Annotated in this window: 22 protein-coding genes and 1 pseudogene; 10 read left to right on the forward strand and 13 right to left on the reverse strand. The window is 70.2% G+C overall.

Annotated features, from left to right (window positions below; genetic code table 11):
• Nucleotides 1–3: 3 nt before the first annotated feature.
• Complete coding sequence (locus tag OG798_RS29350) at nucleotides 4–900, reverse strand: alpha/beta hydrolase fold domain-containing protein (RefSeq protein ID WP_267062455.1); 897 nt, start codon at nucleotides 898–900, stop codon at nucleotides 4–6.
• Nucleotides 901–941: 41 nt separating this feature from the next.
• A complete protein-coding gene (locus OG798_RS29355) occupies nucleotides 942–1,409 on the reverse strand; it encodes a cupin domain-containing protein (RefSeq protein ID WP_095853425.1) in 468 nt (155 codons plus the stop codon).
• A 91-nt stretch (nucleotides 1,410–1,500) separates the two neighbouring features.
• Between OG798_RS29355 and OG798_RS29360 the strand changes: the two genes are divergently transcribed.
• Nucleotides 1,501–2,022 carry a MarR family winged helix-turn-helix transcriptional regulator gene (locus OG798_RS29360; RefSeq protein WP_121415478.1) on the forward strand — a complete coding sequence of 174 codons (522 nt, stop codon included), beginning with the start codon at nucleotides 1,501–1,503 and terminating at the stop codon, nucleotides 2,020–2,022.
• Between the two features lie 224 nt (nucleotides 2,023–2,246).
• Here OG798_RS29360 and OG798_RS29365 read toward each other — a convergent pair whose 3' ends face one another.
• Both OG798_RS29365 and OG798_RS29370 read right to left on the reverse strand, forming a co-directional pair.
• The gene (locus OG798_RS29365) at nucleotides 2,247–2,954 is read right to left on the reverse strand and encodes a sulfite exporter TauE/SafE family protein (RefSeq protein ID WP_267063886.1); all 708 of its coding nucleotides are present in this window, start codon (nucleotides 2,952–2,954) and stop codon (nucleotides 2,247–2,249) included.
• Nucleotides 2,955–3,305: 351 nt separating this feature from the next.
• Nucleotides 3,306–3,437: pseudogene (locus tag OG798_RS29370) on the reverse strand (response regulator); the annotation flags it as partial.
• 305 nt (nucleotides 3,438–3,742) lie between these two features.
• On the opposite strand from OG798_RS29370, the gene OG798_RS29375 reads away from it, so the two are divergent.
• From OG798_RS29375 to OG798_RS29390, 4 genes are all read left to right on the forward strand, one after another.
• A complete protein-coding gene (locus tag OG798_RS29375; protein WP_095853423.1) occupies nucleotides 3,743–5,020 on the forward strand; it encodes an aspartate kinase in 1,278 nt (425 codons plus the stop codon).
• Between the two features lie 34 nt (nucleotides 5,021–5,054).
• Nucleotides 5,055–6,113 (forward strand): aspartate-semialdehyde dehydrogenase, encoded by a 1,059-nt coding sequence (locus OG798_RS29380; RefSeq protein WP_097225228.1) that lies wholly within the window; start codon nucleotides 5,055–5,057, stop codon nucleotides 6,111–6,113.
• Nucleotides 6,114–6,829: 716 nt separating this feature from the next.
• A complete protein-coding gene (locus OG798_RS29385; protein WP_054231405.1) occupies nucleotides 6,830–7,405 on the forward strand; it encodes a SigE family RNA polymerase sigma factor in 576 nt (191 codons plus the stop codon).
• Nucleotides 7,402–8,652, forward strand: coding sequence for a hypothetical protein (locus OG798_RS29390; RefSeq protein WP_267062456.1), 1,251 nt, complete (start codon nucleotides 7,402–7,404; stop codon nucleotides 8,650–8,652). The genes OG798_RS29385 and OG798_RS29390 overlap by 4 nt, the downstream gene beginning before the upstream one ends.
• Here the strand turns inward: OG798_RS29390 and OG798_RS29395 are convergent.
• Nucleotides 8,622–9,503: an SURF1 family protein gene (locus tag OG798_RS29395; RefSeq protein WP_328757936.1), complete on the reverse strand. Its 882-nt coding sequence runs from the start codon at nucleotides 9,501–9,503 to the stop codon at nucleotides 8,622–8,624. The genes OG798_RS29390 and OG798_RS29395 overlap by 31 nt on opposite strands.
• 153 nt (nucleotides 9,504–9,656) lie before the next feature.
• Between OG798_RS29395 and OG798_RS29400 the strand changes: the two genes are divergently transcribed.
• On the forward strand, nucleotides 9,657–11,543 hold the full coding sequence (locus OG798_RS29400; RefSeq protein ID WP_328757937.1) for a S9 family peptidase: 1,887 nt from the start codon (nucleotides 9,657–9,659) through the stop codon (nucleotides 11,541–11,543).
• Between the two features lie 381 nt (nucleotides 11,544–11,924).
• Here the strand turns inward: OG798_RS29400 and OG798_RS29405 are convergent, their stop codons facing one another.
• Nucleotides 11,925–13,889, reverse strand: a complete 1,965-nt coding sequence (locus OG798_RS29405; RefSeq protein WP_328760094.1) for an NAD-binding protein — start codon at nucleotides 13,887–13,889, stop codon at nucleotides 11,925–11,927.
• Nucleotides 13,890–14,001: 112 nt separating this feature from the next.
• Nucleotides 14,002–14,433 carry a (2Fe-2S) ferredoxin domain-containing protein gene (locus OG798_RS29410; RefSeq protein WP_328757938.1) on the reverse strand — a complete coding sequence of 144 codons (432 nt, stop codon included), beginning with the start codon at nucleotides 14,431–14,433 and terminating at the stop codon, nucleotides 14,002–14,004.
• Nucleotides 14,434–14,611: 178 nt separating this feature from the next.
• Between OG798_RS29410 and OG798_RS29415 the strand changes: the two genes are divergently transcribed.
• Nucleotides 14,612–15,322, forward strand: a complete 711-nt coding sequence (locus OG798_RS29415) for an MBL fold metallo-hydrolase (RefSeq protein ID WP_267062458.1) — start codon at nucleotides 14,612–14,614, stop codon at nucleotides 15,320–15,322.
• A 391-nt stretch (nucleotides 15,323–15,713) separates the two neighbouring features.
• Nucleotides 15,714–16,826 carry a glycoside hydrolase family 3 N-terminal domain-containing protein gene (locus OG798_RS29420; RefSeq protein ID WP_147474179.1) on the forward strand — a complete coding sequence of 371 codons (1,113 nt, stop codon included), beginning with the start codon at nucleotides 15,714–15,716 and terminating at the stop codon, nucleotides 16,824–16,826.
• Nucleotides 16,827–16,910: 84 nt separating this feature from the next.
• Here the strand turns inward: OG798_RS29420 and OG798_RS29425 are convergent, their stop codons facing one another.
• The 3 genes from OG798_RS29425 to OG798_RS29435 all read right to left on the reverse strand — a co-directional run bounded on the left by OG798_RS29425 (nucleotide 16,911) and on the right by OG798_RS29435 (nucleotide 18,405).
• Entirely contained in the window at nucleotides 16,911–17,258 is a 348-nt protein-coding gene (locus OG798_RS29425; protein WP_267062459.1) for a hypothetical protein, read from the reverse strand.
• A gap of 101 nt (nucleotides 17,259–17,359) precedes the next feature.
• Complete coding sequence (locus OG798_RS29430; RefSeq protein WP_121415473.1) at nucleotides 17,360–17,638, reverse strand: hypothetical protein; 279 nt, start codon at nucleotides 17,636–17,638, stop codon at nucleotides 17,360–17,362.
• Nucleotides 17,639–17,991: 353 nt separating this feature from the next.
• The gene (locus OG798_RS29435) at nucleotides 17,992–18,405 is read right to left on the reverse strand and encodes a cytidine deaminase family protein (RefSeq protein WP_121418377.1); all 414 of its coding nucleotides are present in this window, start codon (nucleotides 18,403–18,405) and stop codon (nucleotides 17,992–17,994) included.
• Nucleotides 18,406–18,565: 160 nt separating this feature from the next.
• Between OG798_RS29435 and OG798_RS56610 the strand changes: the two genes are divergently transcribed.
• A complete protein-coding gene (locus OG798_RS56610) occupies nucleotides 18,566–18,640 on the forward strand; it encodes a 50S ribosomal protein bL37 (protein WP_101896790.1) in 75 nt (24 codons plus the stop codon).
• Between the two features lie 118 nt (nucleotides 18,641–18,758).
• Here OG798_RS56610 and OG798_RS29440 read toward each other — a convergent pair whose 3' ends face one another.
• The 3 genes from OG798_RS29440 to OG798_RS29450 all read right to left on the reverse strand — a co-directional run bounded on the left by OG798_RS29440 (nucleotide 18,759) and on the right by OG798_RS29450 (nucleotide 20,174).
• Nucleotides 18,759–19,229, reverse strand: a complete 471-nt coding sequence (locus OG798_RS29440) for a GNAT family N-acetyltransferase (RefSeq protein ID WP_257016648.1) — start codon at nucleotides 19,227–19,229, stop codon at nucleotides 18,759–18,761.
• 325 nt (nucleotides 19,230–19,554) lie between these two features.
• Complete coding sequence (locus OG798_RS29445; RefSeq protein WP_179436178.1) at nucleotides 19,555–19,701, reverse strand: hypothetical protein; 147 nt, start codon at nucleotides 19,699–19,701, stop codon at nucleotides 19,555–19,557.
• Nucleotides 19,702–19,796: 95 nt separating this feature from the next.
• Nucleotides 19,797–20,174 (reverse strand): DUF4291 family protein, encoded by a 378-nt coding sequence (locus OG798_RS29450; protein WP_328760095.1) that lies wholly within the window; start codon nucleotides 20,172–20,174, stop codon nucleotides 19,797–19,799.
• Here OG798_RS29450 and OG798_RS29455 point away from each other — a divergent pair.
• Nucleotides 20,111–20,674 (forward strand): hypothetical protein, encoded by a 564-nt coding sequence (locus tag OG798_RS29455; RefSeq protein ID WP_328757939.1) that lies wholly within the window; start codon nucleotides 20,111–20,113, stop codon nucleotides 20,672–20,674. The two genes, OG798_RS29450 and OG798_RS29455, sit on opposite strands and share 64 nt — an antisense overlap.
• Nucleotides 20,675–20,704: the final 30 nt, after the last annotated feature.

Below are 20,704 nucleotides of genomic sequence, written 5' to 3' on the forward strand. Positions count from 1 at the left end.
GGGTCAGCCGGCGGGCCAGTGCGCCCGGGTGAAGGCGGCGGCGGAGGTCAGCGCGGCGTCGGCGTCGTCGAGCAGCGCGGCGAACCCCTGGAAGACGTGCGGGACCTGGGGCCAGACCTGCAGCTCGACCGCCACGTCGTGCTCGGCGGCGCGGGCGGCCAGTCCTACGGCGTCGTCCAGCAGGATCTCGTGCGAGCCGACCTGGATGAGCAGGGGCGCGAGCCCCGTCAGGTCGGCGAAGACCGGGCTGGCCAGGGGCGTGGCGGGGTCGGTCTCGCCCAGGTAGTCGCGGGCGCGGATCTGCAGTCCCTTCGCGGTCAGCGCGGGGTCGACGTCGGCCTTGCCAGTCAGGCTGTCCCCGGACAGGGTCAGATCGGCCCACGGGGAGAAGACCACGGCCGACGACGGCTGTGGCAGCCCCGCCTCCTTGAGCGCGACGAGCGTGGCCACCGCCAGCCCGCCGCCCGCGGACTCACCGACGAACGCGACCTCGGAGCTGGGTGTCCCGTCCGCGAGCAGGGCGCGATAGGCGGCCACGGCGTCGTCGACGGCCGCGGGGAACGGATGCTCCGGGGCCAGCCGGTAGTCCACCGACACGGCGCGGACCCCGACCCGCCGGGCCACGTCGGCGGCCAGGCCCACGGAGTCGCCGGCCGAGCCGAGGGCGTACGCGCCGCCGTGGAAGTAGAGCACCACAGCCGAAGAACCATCACCCGGAGTCTCCACGGTGACGATCGGTATGCCACCGAGCCGGCCCGGTGTGGCCGTGACGTCTTCGGGCAGCGGCACGGACGCGATCATCTCGTGGAAGAGGGCGCGCTGTTCGCCGAGTTCACCGCCGATGTCGAACGGGGCGTGCCGCAGGAGCTCATCAAGAGCCTGGCGTTGCTGCTGGGTCATGAGGGACCTCTCATCGGTGAGCGGGGTGGGGCGGGCGTCGGTCAGCGGGGCGGTCCCAGAACGACCTGCCCGTACTTGTCGGCGGCCTCGGCGAGCAGCTCCGGCTCGATCCGGAAGCCCTCGGGTCGAGGGGTGGCCAGATCGCGTCCGGCGTGCCGGAACATGCCCTCGATGCCGCCCGGGGTGCAGATCATCAGCAGGTCGGCGGTGTCGGAGGTGATCCGGTAGCCGTGCGGGACGTTCCTGGGCAGATAGACGATGCCGCCCTCGGACAGCTCCATCTCCTGATCGCCGGACCAGACCAGCGCGGTCCCCTTGATCAGCATGAAGACCTCGTCCTCACGGGTGTGCAGGTGGTACGGCGGCGCCTCGCCCTTGCTGACGCTGAACCGCCCGACGGTCAGCTGCCCGTCGGTGGCCGCGCTGTCCAGCAACACGGCGAAGACGCCGCCGTCGAGCCACTCGAGCTTCTGCTGCTGATCGGCCTGCGCGAGATAAGCCATGCTCATGACCAGTCCCCTTCGTTGGCAGATGCTGCGAATTCGAAGCACATCCCGACCTTACGTCTGCTTCGAATTCGCAGCAAGTAAACTCCTGGTCATGCCGCACACCCCGCCCCCCGATCCCGAGCGACTGGATCCCGAGCAACTGGCCGCCTACTTCGCCCTGATGGAGGTCAGCAGCCTGCTCCAGCACGCCGTCGACCAGCAGCTGCGCGACGAGGGCGGCCTCAGCTACACCCAGTTCCAGATCCTCGCCGTGCTCGGGCAGGCCCCCGAGGGGCAGCTGCGGATGACCGACATCGCCGACCGCCTGGTCCACAGCCGCAGCGGACTGACCTATCAGGTGGCCCAGTTGGCCAAGGCGGGACTGGTCACCAGGGCACCCTCGGCGGACGACGAACGCAGCGTCAACGTCACCGCCACCCCACAGGGCCACGAGCTCCTCGGCCGAGTGATGCCGGGCCACGTGACGGTCGTACGCAGGCTCCTCGTCACACCCCTGAACCGCTCCGACATCACCACACTCAGCGACGTACTGGGCCGGGTCCGCACCCACATGCGCACGACCCCACCCCGATCGGCAACCCCCCGCCGCAAGCCCACAACACACCACGACTGACCACCCGCAGCCGCCGACCACCCGAGGCCGCCACGCGTCGCATGGCCGCCATGCGACGCGAGGGGCCGTGCCGGTACGTCGCAAGCCCGTCGCTTACGCCCGGATCGAGCAGCGGCTCCCTCGCCCGGCCCACGTCTGATCCAGCGGCGACGGGCTCGACGTACCGGCACGGCCCCGACCCACCACCGGCACTGGCGCCCCACCACCTGCATTGGCGCCCCACATCACCCCAGCCCCCACAACCCCTTCCCCAACGTGGTGAGCCCACCAATCAACGCCAGCAACAGCACCAGCATCCGCGCCCGCCGCTCCGGCACCCGTTCGGCAAGCATCCTCCCGACGGAGGCCCCCACCACCATCCCCGTCACCACGCCCCCCCACCGCGCCGCCCCAAGATGCGGAACGCCGTTCGAGGCCACCGAGAAGGCGTTCACCACCACCCCGTAGAACAGCGCGTTCGGCACGAACTCCCGTACCGTCCACCCCGCGTTGAGGGCGTACAGGGAGACCGGCGGACCCCCCACCCCCGCCGCGGAGTTCATGAACCCGCCCGCCGCCCCCGCGGCCACCGCGCCCCGCGTGCCCCGCAGCGCGGGCAGCCGGGCGCCCCGCATGACCACGACCACGGCCACCGTCACCAGCGCGCCCATGAAAATCAACAGTTCGGCGGGCGGCAGCCGCCGTGCGACCCAGCTGCCCACCGGCACGGTGAGCGCCGCCGCCAGACACAACGGCACCATCGCGCGCGGCCGCACCCGCTGCCACCCACCGGCCAGCCCCACGACGCAGATCGCCCCCGCGGCGCAGTTCGCGAGGACGACACCCTGGGCGGGCCCGAGCAGCAGCACGAGCGCCGGCACGGCGACGAGCGCGAAGCCCATCCCGGTCAGCCACTGCACACAGGACCCCAACAGCACGATCCCGCCCAGCATCAACTCGCCCGTCACCCACGCCCCTTACCCCACCCGGCACCCCCACACGCCCGTCACCACCCCCTCGCACAGCGTGAGCTGGCGGGGAGTTGGATCAGCCCTGCACGTCCGCTGGACGGCCCCGAACCAGCGCTAAGAGAGGCTGAAGTCGCTCCCGCAGCAAGCGGAGCACCCCCACCGCACGGAAGTTCTCACGAAGCGCCGGATACGCAAGCGCGCCGCCGTCATCACCGTCTCCACCCTCGTTGCGGCGGGCGCCCTGGGCGTCGGGATCGGCACGTCGGCCGGCGCGGCCCCGCAGAAGCCGCCCACCAGGGCGCACGTTTCGAACAAGATCCGCGACACGCACGCCCGGCCGGTCTCGTCGCTGCGCGCGCTGATCACGATGATCGGCACGTCACCGCGGGTCCGCAGCGCCTTGCAGACGTCGAGGCCGTCGGTGTCGGGCAGGCCGAGATCGAGGAGGACGACGTCGTACGGGCCCGCGCACAGCCGAGCCTTAGTGCTTGAGAGTTAAGACACGGCGGTGTCGTGTGACACGGGGCACTTTCCGGAGTGGCGAGGCGTGTGGGCGGGCAGGTGCCGCTCGGAGCGGCCGGAGGAACCCTGCCGAAACCGGTGGATCTGACGACTCCGGTGGACTCCCGGTGGACCCTGACGGTCCGGAGTGATCACGTCGTGAGCGGGACATCTCACGATCCGATACTCCGGAAGGGAAATCCGGCCGCTCGTTAGACTGAGCCGACCGCAGTTGTGCGGTACAGAGACAGATTGAGCGAGGAGCGCACGTGGGCCTTGTCGTGCAGAAGTACGGAGGCTCCTCCGTAGCCGATGCCGAGGGCATCAAGCGCGTCGCCAAGCGAATCGTGGAAGCGAAGAAGAACGGCCACCAGGTGGTCGTGGTCGTTTCCGCGATGGGCGACACGACGGACGAGCTGATCGATCTCGCCGAGCAGGTATCTCCGATGCCCAGCGGACGAGAGTTCGACATGCTGCTGACCGCCGGAGAGCGGATCTCCATGGCCCTGCTGGCGATGGCGATCAAAAACCTGGGCCACAGCGCCCAGAGCTTCACCGGCAGCCAGGCAGGCGTCATCACCGACTCGGTCCACAACAAAGCGCGGATCATCGACGTCACGCCCGGCCGTATCCGGACGGCGCTCGACGAGGGCAACATCGCCATCGTCGCCGGCTTCCAGGGCGTCTCGCAGGACAAGAAGGACATCACCACGCTCGGGCGCGGCGGGTCCGACACCACGGCCGTCGCGCTCGCCGCGGCGCTGGACGCCGAGGTCTGCGAGATTTACACCGACGTGGACGGCGTGTTCACCGCCGACCCGCGGGTGGTGAAGAAGGCGAAGAAGATCGACTGGATCTCCTTCGAGGACATGCTGGAGCTCGCCGCCTCCGGCTCCAAGGTGCTGCTCCACCGCTGTGTGGAGTACGCCCGCCGCTACAACATCCCGATCCATGTGCGCTCGTCCTTCAGCGGACTCCAGGGCACCTGGGTCAGCAGTGCACCGATCAAGCAAGGGGACCAGAAGGTGGAGCAGGCCATCATTTCCGGTGTCGCTCACGACACCTCCGAGGCCAAGGTCACGGTCGTCGGTGTTCCGGACAAGCCGGGCGAGGCCGCCTCGATCTTCCGCGCCATCGCCGACGCCGAGATCAACATCGACATGGTCGTGCAGAACGTGTCCGCCGCCTCCACCGGCCTGACGGACATCTCCTTCACCCTCCCCAAGACCGAGGGCCGCAAGGCCATCGACGCCTTGGAGAAGGCGAGGAACGTGATCGGCTTCGACTCGCTGCGCTACGACGACCAGATCGGCAAGATCTCGCTCGTCGGCGCGGGCATGAAGACGAACCCGGGTGTCACGGCCGGCTTCTTCGAGGCGCTGTCCGACGCGGGGGTGAACATCGAGCTGATCTCCACCTCCGAGATCCGCATCTCGGTGGTCACGCGTGCCGACGACGTCCCCGAGGCCGTCCGCGCGGTGCACACCGCCTTCGGACTCGACTCCGACAGCGACGAGGCCGTCGTCTACGGAGGCACCGGACGATGACCGTCCTCTCGTACGGCGGCACTGGCCGCCGCTGATGACCAGGCCGGCAGGACCGACGCTGGCGGTCGTGGGTGCGACCGGGGCCGTCGGCACGGTCATGCTCCAGATCCTGTCCCAGCACGCGGACATCTGGGGCGAGATCCGTCTGCTCGCCTCCCCGCGCTCGGCCGGCCGCAAGCTGGCCGTGCGCGGCGAGGAAGTCGAGGTGGTGGCGCTCAGTGAGGCCGCCTTCGACGGGGTCGACGTCGCGATGTTCGACGTCCCCGACGAGGTGGCCGCGCAGTGGGCGCCGATCGCCGCGGCCAAGGGCGTCATCGTGGTCGACAACTCGGGCGCGTTCCGGATGGACCCGGACGTGCCGCTGGTCGTCCCCGAGGTGAATCCGCACGCCGCGCGCGTGCGCCCGCGCGGGATCATCTCCAACCCGAACTGCACCACCCTCTCCATGATCGTGGCGCTCGGCGCGCTGCACGCCGAGTTCGGCCTGCGCGAGCTGGTGGTCTCCTCGTACCAGGCGGTGAGCGGTGCCGGGCGCGCGGGCGTCGACACCCTGCGCCAGCAGCTGTCCCTCGTCGCCGGTACGGAACTGGGGACCAGCCCCGGTGACGTACGCCGGGCCGTGGGCGACAACACGGGCCCCTTCCCGGAGCCGGTGGCGCTGAACGTCGTCCCGTGGGCCGGGTCGCTGCGCGAGGACGGTTGGTCCTCGGAGGAGATGAAGGTGCGGGACGAGTCCCGCAAGATCCTCGGGCTGCCGGCCCTGCCCGTGGCCGTGACCTGCGTCCGCGTCCCGGTCGTGACCACGCACTCCCTCACCGTGCACGCCCGCTTCGAGGGCAAGGTCACCGTGACCAAGGCCCGCGAGATCCTGGCCACCGCGCCCGGAGTCGTCCTGTTCGACAATCCGGCCGCCGGTGAGTTCCCCACCCCCGCGGACGTCGTCGGCACCGACCCGACCTGGGTGGGCCGCGTCCGCCGGGCCCTCGACGACCCGACCGCCCTCGAACTCTTCGTCTGCGGCGACAACCTCCGCAAGGGCGCCGCCCTCAACACGGCCCAGATCGCGGAACTGGTGGCGGCGGAGCTGTTCTAGACAGCCGCGTCAGCCGGGGCTCCGTGCGGTGGCGCCCGCCGTAGCCGCGAACCGATTTCGGTGGCACGCCTCCGAGCGTCGTCCTGCCCGGCCGGTGGGTTTCCCTGCGCAGTGTGTCCAGGGGGCAAAAACTCCCTGGCCATGGCCGGATTCGTTTGTAGGATCTGTGTCAGTTGTGTGGCCGGAATAATGGTCCAGACCACTTGTACAGGACCCGCTTGGCGTTCGAAGATTTCCCTCCCCGTTCTCCGCAACCGCGCGGAGGGCGGGGAGCGTCTTTGCGGTCGCCCTGAACGGGTGTCCGGGGGCGGCACGGCATAACGGGGCATAGGGGATGAGCTAGTACGCATGAGGGCATTCAATGCACTGCCAGGCGCGCTTCCGGTCGCGTCGGCAGGCGTTCGGGCACATGGTCCGGCGGGCGTTGCGAGGTGCGTGGGGGCGGGTCTTGTGGAGCGCGTGGGGGCGGGCGTTGTGCGGCGTGTGGGGACGGGTGTCGTGGGGTGCGTGGGGACGGGCGTCGTGGGGTGCGTGGGAGCGGGCGCTTCGGCCGGTGTGAACCCTGGAGCGAATGTGATGCCTGTCGCGTACAACCCTGACGGGGGTAAGCGTGTCCAACTGGCGTGGCAGAGGTTCTCGAATTCACCGCGGTACAGACCAGGGTCATGCCCCTGCGTCCACCCCGCCGACTCCGCAGCCCCGGCGTGCCCGGCGGCATGCCGGTGATCGCGCCCATGCCCGCAGCGCGGCCCGCCCGCATACCGAGTCAGCGCGACGGCGCTGAAGACAGCATGGCCGCCGGCACCACGGTCGACCATCTCACCGAGACCTACCGCGCCCACTACCGGTCGCTGCTGGGCCTCGCGGCACTTCTGCTCGACGACACCGCCTCCTGCGAGGACGTCGTCCAGGAGGCCTTCATCCGCGTGCACTCGGCGCGCAAACGCGTCCGTGACCCCGAGAAGACGCTCGCGTATCTGCGTCAGACCGTCGTCAACCTCTCGCGCTCCGCGCTGCGCCGGCGCATCCTCGGCCTCAAGCTCCTCTCGAAGCCGATGCCCGACATGGCGAGCGCGGAGGAGGGCGCCTACGACCAGCTGGAGCGCGACGCCCTCATCAAGGCGATGAAGGGCCTGCAGCGCCGTCAGCGCGAGGTCCTCGTCCTGCGCTACTTCGCGGACATGACCGAGGCCCAGGTCGCCGAGACCCTCGGGATATCGCTCGGGTCGGTCAAGGCGTACGGCTCGCGCGGCATCGCGGCGCTCCGTGTCGCCATGGAGGCCCCGGCATGAGCCAGCGACGCGACAACCACGACCGACACGAGCCCTTCGAGCGGCATGCGCCGACACACCGGCCCACGCCGGCCGAAGACGAGCACGAGCAAGAGCACGAGCACGAGCAGCAAGCTGGGAACGGAACTGTGAACCACGGCCCCGACGCAAACGGCCCCCACCCGCAGGGCCCGGACGCACAGGGCCCGCGCGCACTGGGCCCGCACGCACTGGGCTCGGACAGGTCCGGTTCGGACGAGCTGGGCTCCGACGGGTTCGGTTCGGACGAGCTGGCGCTGCGCCGGCTGCTGCACCAGGCCGTCCAGGAGATCGAACCCACCGACGGCACGCTGGAGCACCTGCGCCGCGCGGTCCCCGCACGACGGGCCCGCAAGCGTCAGGCCATCGTCGGCGTGGCCGCGGCCGCGCTCTTCATCGGCACCGCCGTCCCCGCCCTCGTGCACGTCTCGAACGCCTCCGGGTCGAACGCCGACCCGTCCATAGCGGGCAACAGCTCACAGGCCCAGGGCGGCACCAGCCAGGGCAAGGGCCCCGACGGCGGCGAGAGCTCCGTGGGCGGCAGCTCAGGCACCTCCAAGGGCACGGGCAAGGGCAGCCAGACCGGTACGCCCGACAAGGGCAAGGGGACGAACACCGGATCGGCCACGGGCGGCCCCGATCCCTCGGCCTCGGCCTCGATCTCGCCCGCGTGCACACCGGCGCAGCTCGGCGGAGCCACCAGTACCGTCGGCACCCCGGACGCCACCGGCGCGGTCTACGGCTCCTTCACCCTGTCGAACGTCTCGGCCACCAGCTGCACCGTCAGCGGCGCGGGCACGCTCGGCACCCTCGCGCAGGGCGCCGCGGACTCGGCCAAGATCAGTGTGGTGACGCATGTGGCGGGCGACGCGGCCACCGGGCTGCCCGACCCCACCACGGAGGTCGCCTCGGTGGTGCTGAAGCCGAGCGCCTCGTACGTCGTGAAGTTCGCCTGGGTGCCCTCGGAGACCTGTCCGACCACCGGCGGCGGTCAGCCCTCGCCGACCCCGACCACCACCACGGACGGCGCCACCAACACGGGCGGCACCGGCACGGACACCGGTGGCACCGGCACCTCGACCCAGATGGTGACGGAGGACGGCGGACTGGCCGACGGCAGCGTCACCGTGTCGTACACGGCGGAGACGGGCGCGGCGACGGCCACGACGACCGTGTCCAACGCGTGTGCCGGGACGATCTACCGGACGGGGATGTTGTCGGCGTCCTGAGGGGCGTCGGCGGCATCGACTCGGGCGGTGGCTTCGGCAGCGGTCTCGGCTTCGGCGGTGGCTTCGGTGACGGTGGCTTCTTCTTCGTCGTGCTCCGGGACGAGTCCCAGCTCCGCGTCCCGGGCGAACTCCGCCTCGCGGCGCAGCAGCCGGAACCACATGAAGACCACGAAGCCCGCGAAGACGAACCACTCACCGGTGTAACCGAGGTTCTGGAACGCCTTCAGGTCCAAGCCGGTGCCCTGAGGCTCGGTCGCGGGCACCGCACGCATCCCGCTGTCGGCCTTCGCGAGGGTGATCCAGGCGTCGTACACCTCGTACGGCACCAGGTTCACCAGTGACGCCGAGCTGATCGCGCCGGTCTGTCCTGCGGGCAGACCCCCGGCGGCGGTGACGCCGTTCGCCCCCGGGCTCTCGGACGCCTGGAGCGCACCCGTGACGGTGACCTCAGCGGTCGGGGCGGCGGGCGCCTTCGCGGGGTCGGCGGTTCCGGGCAGCCAGCCCCGTACGACGGGCAGTGCCTTGCCGCCGTCGACGCGCAGCAGCGTCAGCACGTAGAACCCGCGCTCGCCGTCGAGCTCGCGGCCCGGCACGAGGAGCTGCTTGCCGTACCGGCCGGTCGCGGTGGCCTGCTTTCCGGAGGTCTCCGTGCTCACGGGCAGCAGCCGGGCGAGCGGACGGGCCCCCTCCGTCCTGGCCGCGGCGGCCTGCTCACCGGCCGCGCGGTGGTCCTGCACCCGAGCCTCGAACCGGCTCAACTGCCACGACCCCATGAAAATGCAGAAGGGGATGGCCAACAGCACGAAGACGTTGATCCCCCACCAGCGGGGCGTCAGCAGGAACCGGTACACGACTTAAAGGTACGGTGCCGCGCACGGCGCCGAGGCTTCGGGGCCCCTCCTGTCGGAGCTCTTTCGAAGTTCGTTCGGAGCGATCGGCGAAGTTATCCACAGGCTGGGGACCTCGCCAGCGCGGGGTCGGTCGGGCCAGGCACTATTGGGGCCATGACTGAGAGCAACGGGTCCATCGAGCAGCAGCAGGCAGCCATGCCCGACTGGGAGAAGCGCTTCCGGGCGCCGCGGGTGTCGCTGCCCGACTGGGCGGAGGACGCCCCGCACCGCGCGCTGTTCGTCTCCAACGCGACGGGGACGTACGAGCTGTACGCGTGGGACCGCGGGACGGGGCAGCAGCGCCAGGTCACGAACCGGGCGAACGGCACGACGGATGGCGTGCTCTCCCCGGACGGCGAGTGGATCTGGTGGTTCGACGACAAGGACGGGGACGAGTTCGGCATCTGGCGCCGCCAACGCTTCACCGCTCCCAAGAGCTCGCATGCCGTCGACGGCGACAGCGGCCTCGATGCCGGTGCCGGTGCCGGTGCCGGTGTTCCTGAGGCCGACGCCCCCGCCGCTCCGGGCCTGGAGCCCTCCTACCCCGGGGGCCTGGCCATCGGCAGGGACGGCCGGACGGCGGTCGTGGGCCGCTCGACGGACGAGGACGGCTCGACGATCCACGTGGTCCGCCTCGGCGAGGAGCCGGTGGAGATCTACCGCCACCGGGAGTCGGCGGGCGTCGGCGACCTCTCGCACGACGGCTCCCTGATCGCCGTCGAGCACACCGAGCACGGCGACGCGATGCACTCGGCACTGCGGGTGCTGCGCCCGGACGGCTCGACGGTCACCGAGCTGGACGACACCAAGGGCGGCACGGTCGAGCTGGGCCTGGAAGTACTCGGCTTCGCACCCGTCGATGGCGACACCCGTCTCCTCATCGGCCATCAGCGGCGCGGCCGTTGGGAGCCGCTGGTGTGGGACGTGGCGACGGGGGAGGAGACGGACCTGGCCCTGGACCTCCCGGGCGACGTGGCGGCCGAGTGGTACCCCGACGGTTCGGCCCTCCTCATCGCCCACAGCTTCGAGGCCCGCAGCGATCTGTGGCGCTACGACCTGGCGTCCCGCGAGCTGGTCCAGGTGCCCACCCCGCAGGGCACCGTCTCCGGGGCGACGGCCCGCCCCGACGGAACCGTGGAGTACCTGTGGTCCTCGGCGGCCGAGCCGTCCGTGGTCCGCTCGACGACGGGCGAGATCGTCCTCGATCCCCCCGGCCTGAAGTCCCCGGGCTCGGTCCCCGTGGAGGACGTGTGGGTGGAGGGCCCCGGCGGCCGTGTCCACGCGCTCATCCAGAAGCCGGCGGGCACGACGGGCCCCCTGCCCACCGTCTTCGACATCCACGGCGGCCCGACCTGGCACGACAGCGACTCCTTCGCGGCCGGCCCGGCGGCCTGGGTGGACCACGGGTACGCAGTGGTCCGGATCAACTACCGAGGCTCCACGGGCTACGGCCGCGAGTGGACGGACGCCCTCAAGCACCGGGTCGGCCTGATCGAACTCGAAGACATCGCGGTGGTCCGGGAATGGGCGGTGACGTCGGGCCTCGCCGACCCCGCCCGCCTGATCCTCACCGGCGGCTCCTGGGGCGGCTATCTCACCCTCCTGGGTCTCGGCACACAGCCGGACGCGTGGACCCTCGGCATCGCCGCCGTCCCGGTCGCCGACTACGTGACGGCGTACCACGACGAGATGGAAGCCCTGAAGGCGATGGACCGCACCCTCCTCGGCGGCACCCCCGAGGAGGTCCCCGAACGCTTCGAGGCGTCCTCCCCCCTCACCTACGTCGACGCGGTCAAGGCCCCCGTCTACATCTCGGCCGGCGTCAACGACCCCCGCTGCCCCATCCGCCAGATCGACAACTACGTAGCCCGCCTCACCGCCCGCAGCGCCATCCACGAGGTCTACCGCTACGACGCGGGCCACGGCTCCCTGGTCGTCGACGAACGCATCAAACAGGTAAAGCTCGAACTCGACTTCGCAACCAGACACCTCCCCCAGTAACCCGCCCCCAACAGCGACGAACCCCCGGCAGACACAAGGACGCAGCCCGCAGAACCCCGGCGACGCCCCCCTTCAACGGCCTGCAGGAGCGAACCCCGCGCGGGCCGGGGTGCAGCCCAGAGAGAGTCCGGAGGCGGTGTCGTTTGGCGGGGTGCAGGGGCGCAGTCCTGAGGGAGTCCGGGGGGTGTCGCTCGGCGGGGTGCAGCGGCGGAGCCCCGCGGGGGTGTGGGGGCGGAGCCCCCTGGCGGGGTCTGGGGCGGAGCCCCAGAGGGATGAGACGGGTAGGGGCGGCGGGGGCGAAGAAAATCCCCCCACCCCACCCCCACGCCAGAACCGGCACCGGCACCGGCACCAGCCCCAGACACCCCCGAGCCCAAAAACCTACGTACCCGCCGATTCCCGTCGCCGCCGCCCCAACAACTCCGCCAGCCCCCTCCGAGTAGCAGCCAACACCACCCGATCCTGCGCCCGAAGCACATACGTAGAGGGAAGATCCCAGACCAGCCCGGAACCACCACGCTCACCCCCACCGCTCCCACCACCCCCCACGGCGGACGCCGGTTCACCACCCCGCCGTCCCCCCGACGCAGCCGTATCCAACGCAAGCACCCGCCACGCCCCCGCCCGAAACGCCTCCCCCACAGTCCGCCCCTCCAACTGTGGATGCCCACCCACCACGATGGCCGCGAACAGCAACACCCGCCGCTCCACCGGAATCGCCCCGAGGATCTGCCGCCCCATCATGGCCCCGGCAAACGCGGGCGCCGCCAGATGCGACACGCTACGACTCCGGGTCAGCGCCTGCGGATGCGCGGCCCGCAGGGTCCGATACACGGCGGTGGCGAAGTCGTCGTCGTACAACCGCAGCACGACCCGAAGATCGGGCCGCACGCCACGCGCGTACAACGCGGCCTCCAGATTCGTCGTGTCCGCGCTGGTCAACGCGAGCAGCGCATGCGCCCGATGAATCTTCGCGGCTTCGAGCACACCCTCCTGAGTCACGTCCCCCAACACCACCGACACCCGCAACCGCCGCGCCAGCGCCAGCCCCCGCGCCTCCGGATCGGCCTCGACGCACACCACCGGAATGTTCAGCTCCCGCAGCCGCGTCAGCACCCGCGTCCCGATCTTCCCGACCCCGAGCAGCACCACATGCCCGGACAGTCCCCGCGGCGGCTTGCGCAACGCGGACCCGCTCCGGAACGTACCGAGCGCCTCCAGCACGGCGGCGAGCAGCACAGGCAGCAGCAACAACCCGACGAGCCCGGAGAAGAGCTGAAGAATCTGCCGCCCGATGGGCTCACCGATGGCGGGGTTGTTGATGGCGAAGAGATCGAGCAGCGTCAGATAGGTCGCCTGCAGCGGGGGCTCCCCGGTGACGACCATCGACGCGACCGCCAGCCCCACCACACACCCCACCAGCCCGGCGAACGACCAGCGCAGCCGCCGCGACAGCAGCGAGCCGAAGGGCACGACACTGCGCCCGGCGGACGGCGCGGACGCGGCGTACGACACGGTCTCCAGGACGACGGTCCCGCGCCCGGTGGCCGCCGCCACGGCCCGCTCGTCGGGCAGCAGCCGAGGCCCCTGCGAGCCGCTGCTCTCGGAACCGTCCGCGCCGGCGGGGTCGTTGGTGGTGGCGGACAGCAGCGCGAGCGTGCACAGCCCGGGATCGGCGACCTCGCCGGGCCCCGGCGGCGGCCGCTCCACCGCCCGCAGCATCAATCCATCGGTCTGGACGACCTTGCTGGTCCCGGCGACGGCGGTCGCGGCGAGCGCGGGCGCGGCGGTGTCGGCATCGGACAACACGGTGGTGGACGCATCGAACCCGAGCCCCCCGCTCTCCCCGCCACCGTCCCCCTCGCCATCGGCCACGGCCATGGCCAACGCCGAGGCCTGATCGAGGAGTTCCTCGATGTGCTGTCCGAGGCGCCGGTTGTAGAGCCGTATGACGAGCCGCAGCCGCGGATTGAGGCGGCGCGCGGTGAGCGCGGCCCGGATGTTGGTCTCGTCGTCGTCATGGACGAGCGCGAGGGCGGCGGCCCGTTCCACACCCGCCTCGGCGAGTACGGCCTCGGTGAGTTCGGTGGCTTCCAACACCCGCTCGGAACCGGCGGGTTCGGCCCTCCGGTTGGGCGGCCCCTGCGGCCCCTCCCCGTTGCCCGCGGCGCGGTTCACCGCCGCGGACATCCGGTCGAACAGAGTCGAGGCCCGCGCCCGCCCGACCACCGGCGGCCGGACACTGCGCTGGGTGGGCGGTACGACGAGGGTCACCCGTTCGCCGTACACACCCCTTAGTTCGGCGGCCAGCCGGTGCGCCAGGGCGTCGTCACCGGCCACCACCATGTGCGCGGTCGTGTCGGTCGACGGGCTTTGATACGGAAGGGTCCCCACGACGGAGAAGAGTGCCGCACTGGGAGGTGTGGTTCCAGAGGGCGGCCGGCGGACCGAGATCGCCTCAGCGACGCGTACGGGCCCGTGCCTCGCGTGGCGGCCGGACGAACTGCAACTCCAGCGCGACCGGAGGTTCGGCGACCCCCGGCCCTCCGGCGGACGCCCAACTCACCAGCTCCTCGGTGCAGTCGTCCCCCATCGCGAACCCGATCCAGATCGCCCGCGCACCCCGGCGCCGCGCGTCCCCCGAAGGCTGCACGACCACGACATTGGCCTGGTCGCAGGGCCCGAGACAGTCCACGGTCCGCATCATGAACCGCCCCCCGGAGGCCTCGGCCCCGGCCTGCAACCGCTCCAGCTGCCAGGCGTGATCGTCGTCGGGATACTTCCGCGGATCGCCACAACAACACCCACGGCAGACGACCAGCGTGCAGGGCCGCGACGCGGCGGCACCGATCGCCACCGTACGAGACCTGGCGGCCGAGGCTCGGTTCAACGGATCGGCTCTCCTTGTCGAACGTACGTCTACAGCCGCAGACGATAGTTGACGATCCCCGTCGCGAGTGGTTCGAGACGGACGGCGGCGCAACAGCGAAGGCCGGGCAGGCCAGGTGAATTCGTCCGGGACCCAACCGACGGTCGGGCTTCGTCGATGGCCAGGAGACAACCTGCCGGTGCCGACCGATCATCTCGAGGCGTGCGCCGGGCCGGGGCGGGTTGCGGCGTCGGCAGGGGGTCTCCTGGTCCAGCGCCAGGGCCGCTGCCTGCTGATCGACGCCGGGCTTGGTGTCGCTGATGGCGACCTGGGTGTCGCCGTCAGCAAGAGTGGCGCACTGCTGGACACCCTGACCGCGCTGGGGCACGAGCCGCAGGACGTCGAGGCGCTCGCCTTCACCCACCCGCACACCGACCACACCGGCTGGGGCTTCGTTCGTGACGCCGGCGGGAAGCGCGCAAAGACGTTCCCGAAAGCTCGCTACCTGGTGACGGATGCGGAATGGGTCACTTACGGCCGAGACGACATCGGCCTGGGTGCTCCCTCGCGCACCGATTTCATCGAGCCGCTGGCCGCAGTGCGCACTGCGATCGACGACGGTGAGGACTGGAGACGCCGGGCACCATCGGTTTTCGCCTTCCACTTCGGTGACCAGCCCTTTGGGCGTGTCACCAGGGACGATTCCGCTAGCGCCGCTGGCTCCCGGTCCCCTCCGAAGCCGTACTTCCCGCTCCACGGCAGATCCCCTGAAGCTGTCCACCGTGAGGTCGACCGCGTGCCGACCACGCGTCGGGCTCCCGGAACCTTGGGTCAGGGGCGCCGGGAGACTCCCCAGACCTGCCGTTTCCCGGCCCGAGGGCCCTCTCACCCCACACCCGTCCCACGGTGAACCGCGCTGTGACCTGGTTGAAGCGCGCTCCAAGGCAAGCCCCGGCTCACGGCGGCTGGACTTTCGTCCGGCTTCGAGGCGCGAGATCCTGGTACTCCGACCGTGGACCAGCGAACAAGTACGGGCTGGTGCGCCTCTCACGCGTCGTAAAGCCCATCTCATGGTCATACGGCCCTCAGCGCGACGGGTACCGTCGCGCCTTCCCGAAGGAGGCGGGGCGATGAATCTCCCGTCGTACCGTGACTGCAGAAGAGCGACAGCACCGCCGCGGCTCCCCGGCCGGGCCGGGAACGCACGAAGACTGAGCGCTGTCGCCGCCGTGGCGGCGATGCTCCTGGTGGGCTGTGACACGGGCACTCCCAAGGCGTCCCCTCACTCCAATGGTCCCGGCGTGTCCCTCGCCCCGTCCGCCATGCCTTCCCACTCCCGTTCGACCTTCGCTCCGGCCCTCACCGCCGCCTCCTCCTCCGCCACCGCGTGCACCAACAGCACGAAGCTGGCCGGGTGGTCGAACCGTCGGCTGGCCATGCTGACCATCGCCGTCCCGGTGTCGGAGACCTCGGTGTCCGACGCCACGTCCGAGGTGAGCGCCGGTGCGGGCGGTGTGCTGCTGTTCGGCAGCAAGGCGCCGTCCGACCTCGGCTCCCGGCTGACCACCCTGAAGTCCCATGTACCCGGCCATCTGGGCCTGTTGGTGATGACCGACGAGGAGGGTGGCGGCATCCAGCGCATGTCGAACCTCGTCGGGTCCCTGCCCTGGCCCGCGTACATGGGCGCGCACTGGACCCCGGCCCAGATCCAGCAGAACGTCACGAAGGTCGCCAAAAAGATGGCTGCCGCCCAGGTGAACATGGACCTCGCGCCGGTGGTCGACGTCGACGGCAGGAACGTGGCACCCAGCAAGACCAATCCCGACGGGTGGCGGTCCTTCAGCGGCAACACCACGGTGGTCTCCAAGGCCGGTGTCGCGTACATGAACGGGTTGCGCGCCGGAGGCGTGATACCCGTCGTCAAGCACTTCCCGGGCCTCGGCGGCTCCACTTACAACTCCGACTTCGGCCCCGCACGCACCCTGCCCTGGTCCACCCTGCAGAAGGTGGGCATCCCGCCGTTCACAGCGGCCATCAAGGCCGGCGCCCCGGCCATCATGGTCTCCAACAACATCGTGCCGGGCCTGGGCACCAATCCGGCGAGCCTGTCACCCACCGCCATCACCTCCGAGCTGCGCGGCAAGATGGGATTCAAGGGACTGGTGGTCACCGACTCGCTCAGCGCCAAGGCGATCTCCGCCGCCGGCTTCAGCATCCCCGCAGCCGCCGTCCAGGCCCTGCGCTCCGGCGCCGACATGGTCATGTTCGACCTGGGGGGCAACGTCAGCTCCCAAACGTCCTCGATCGCCACGGCGATCACCAATGCGGTGACCGGCGGACACCTCTCCCGCAGCCGCCTCATCGACGCGGCGGGGCACGTCCTGGCCGTCCGGCACGTGAATCTCTGCTCCTGAGCCCACCCGGATCGCAAGGAAGCCCTTGGCTCACCCGACTCGGTACTGGCCACCGCCGGGTCGCTGACGGGTGGCTCGGGTCGGCTACGGGCTGGGAGGCAGCCGCACTTCGCTGCTGTACGGCTGCGCCGGCACCTCAGGAGTTGTGCCCGGACTCCGGGCGAGCATCATCAGATACAGGCCGGCGATGCCGAATGCCAATCCTCCGTAGAAGAGCACGTCGCCGCTGTGGGGGGTGAAAATGATCGTTTGGTCCATGAGCTGCATGGCGAAGAAGAGGCCGAGCATCAGCTCGCCCCAGCCCCAAAGGCGTGGCCGTGCGATCGAGCCTCTGAGCCAGGGGAACAGCCAGGCCGTTGTCACGGCAGCCAGGCCGGGCCCGAAGCAGATCGTTGCGGCCAAGATCGCCACTGCCCATTCAAAGGTGTCCACGACTGACGACCCATCCCTCACCACGTCGGCTCTGCGGCTCGTTCCAGCAGCGTAGAGAGCATGTCAGGCCAGTCATACGACGGGGACTCGACAGGGGAGTACTAGAGCACGATGATCACGACACCTCCGTGGTTGAAGAAGCGGTGGTGGTCGAAGCGGTGGTCGAAGCGGTGGTCGAAGCGGAACCCGTGGTGGTCGAAGCGGTCGAAGCAGCGTCCGCCCCAGTCACCGCGGTCGCCGCACCAGTTGGTGGTCACCTGAGTGTGCACGGCAGGGGCTGCTGCTGCGGCCGTGCCTGCTGTGCCGATCGCAGCGCCGCCGGCCATCAAAAGGCCGGCCGCCGACACCGCGGCGAGACGCCTCGCGCGTTGTGCTCGCATGATGGATGCACCTTTCCTCCATCGTCTCGCGCGGCTCTCAGCGGCACGAGATGGACAGCCGCAGCCGAAAGGAAGAAGCGGCGCGGTCGCAGGCGTCGCCCCGCACAGACGAGGAGCACGTCTTGCAGCCAAGATCCCCTCTGTACGGAGACCAGCCGACCGGGGCGTATCCCCAGGTTGCAGCTCGCTTATCAGTACGTTGACGGCGCCCTTTTGGATTGCTGCGTCGGCTTTGGATCGCCGCGTCGGCCGAAAGTCCGCGAGGTGCCCCAACGCCTCCGGTGGCCGGGCTCGACGATCTCTTGCAGGAGCGACTCACCGAGGCCGACGCCTGGAAGGCTCCCGTGGCGCGGTTACTCGGCGTCGAGCTGGTGGTCGGCCCAGATGTAGCTTTCGGGGAGCAAGTCGGTGATGAGGACGGTTCGGATGCGGTCGTCTTCGCCGACGATGACCTTGAGGGCAGGGAAGTAGTCGAGAAGGACCTGCCGGCACCGGCCGCACGGGGGGACAACTCCCCGGTCGCGGTCGCCCACGGCAACGATCGTGTCCAGCTCGTAGGCGCCCTGGGCGGCTGCCGCGCCGATGACGACCAGCTCGGCGCAGGGTCCTCCCGTGAAGTGGTAGGCGTTCACCGCCGTGACGATCCGGCCGTCCCGGGCACGGGCCGCGGCCGCCATGGTGTGGTTGTCGCCCTGGCAGCGAGTGCGAGCGACGTGCTCCGCGGCCTGGATGAGTTCGTGGTCGACGGGTTGGATCTGCGTGGTCATCTTCTCCGCCTTCATCAGGTGTCAGGCGACGTTGACCCGAGTGACGCTGGTGTGCAAGCGAATATCGGCGGTGTGCCCGCGGCACCCCTGATGCGGACATCCCGGTCCAAATCTAGACTGGCGAAGGCATAGAAAGTACTGAATTAGGGAGATATGCGCCATGGCCAAGCGAGGGAACAAGCGACGCAGCCGTAAGAAGAAGAAGGCCAATCACGGCAAGCGTCCCAACGCCTGAGCCAACCGAGCAGAGGGCCGCGGGGTCCCATGTCTTCGCCGCCCGGATCGAGGCCACGGACTGGGACCCGCAGCGGTGCGCGAGCACGGCAAAGAGCTCCGTCGTTCCCCGTGTGAGCTCACTGAGCGGGGAAGGCGAGCCGCAGAACGATCTCACCGTCGTCCAACTCCCCGGTGGGCTCGAACCCGAACTTCCGGTAGAAGGGCCACGGTTCGCCGTCGCCGGGTTCGTAGCTGGTCAGTAGCTCGGTGGCGCCGTCCGCGCGCACCAGGGCGGCGATCTGCGTGAGCGCCTCTTCGCCGATTCCTCGCCGCTGGTACCGCTTGTCGACGAGGAGGCGCCAGATGAAGTGCCGCCCTTTGAAAGGGCCGGACGGCGGCTTCCACGACAGCATCACGAAGCCGACTGGCTCGTCGCCGCGGTACACGGCGCGATACCAGGGATTGGCCTCCGGTTTCTTTGCCGCCTCCTTGAGCGACTTGGACACGGAGGCGACGAACTGCTTCTGGTCACGTCGGACCCGGAGGGCGCGTACGGCATCCCGGTTCTCGTCGGTGATCTCCCGTAGGTGCACACCTGGGGATCTCATGCCACACCTCTTCCGCATCCGGCAGCCGCGCCATCCGAACCGACGTGAAGCCTTGTCCGTACGCGTTATCGAGGACGCCAAGTCGGACATCTTCGCAGCGTATTCGACACCGGCGATCCGGAGCGGGACTGGCACGCCGGACTGTGACCGCGTCCGAGGCAGCTCCTGGTGGAGAGCAACTCGACCTGACGTGGCGATGCTCGCGCCCAGAGCCCAGAGCCCCCTGCCGGGGGGTGGGACACCGCACCAGTTCGGCTGTCCGATCGGGCTCACAGGAGGGAGGCATGGTGGTGGACATCTCCACGACGATCACAGCCCACCCGCGTCATGCACGGCTGCACTGGACCGGGTGGTGGATGCAGTCTCCGGTGATCAGCGCCGTCTCTCCCCGGCTGCTCAGCTTGAGGGCCACGACGGCCGCGGCGACCTTCTCCTGATGGTCCGTCACCATCGGCACGTCCCAGGCGAGCACGCGTACCAGCAGGACGCTGGATCCGGATCTGAGGGCGTCGAACTGGTCGACGGCGTGAACGCCATGAGTGGCCTACACAGGAGTTGATGAACCGGTCAGCCGTCCGCTCCCAATCGCCGGCGAAGGTGCTCCGGAAGCGGGTAAGGGTGCTCGGCCGGCAGCTGACGCAGGGCTTCCTCGGCCCTTCCATCGAGTACGGCGGAGTGGGTCGACCGTGCCAGTTCGGTGACGTCCGCCATGTCCACGATCCAATGGTCCACGTAACGGTCCACGGCTTCGTCGGACAGGCCGACCTGAATGGCACGCCACGGTTGTGCTTCCAGATGGATCGACCGGTCCGGATCCCACTGCACGCGCACCGGGCAATCGGCGACCCCCGCGCGACGCGGCCGACCGCGTCGAGGTCCAAGTGACGAAGGCCGTTCAACTGGTCTTCGAGGACGGTGAGGTGACCGTCGCTGCGGTAGGTGTATGCACGGCGCTGGAGGGTGCGATCGCCCGGCCCGACGCCCTCCGGTACGCCCTCACACACCTGCCGCCCGCGACCCGCGCCCAGACCGCCGCGGCCCCCGGCAACGTCCTGCGCACCGCCGCCCACTTGGCCGCCGACCACGGCCCCTTCGACCTGGTCCTGGCCGGAGGCCTCTTCGACTACCTCGAGGAACGCTTCGCCCGAGCCCTGATCCGCACCACTCTGTCCCGCCTGCCCCGCCTGCCCCGCCTGTCCCGCCTGTCCCGCCTGTGCCGCCCCGGAGGCACGTTCTACTTCTCCAACATCGCGACCCCGAACCCCTACGCCGCCCTGATGACCCACATCGGCCGCTGGAACCTCGTCGAACGCACCCCCGCCGACATCGAGGCCGACGTCCGTGCCGCCGCGCCACCGGGAACCGTCACCGGACTGGACATCACCGCCGATGCCACTGGCCTGACGCTGTTCGCGACGGTGCGGCGCGCTGACGAGCCGGGGTGATCCCCGCAGTCGGCTTCGTGTTCGTCGCCG

The sequence above is a fragment of the Streptomyces sp. NBC_00271 genome (genome assembly GCF_036178845.1).
Lineage (GTDB): Bacteria > Actinomycetota > Actinomycetes > Streptomycetales > Streptomycetaceae > Streptomyces.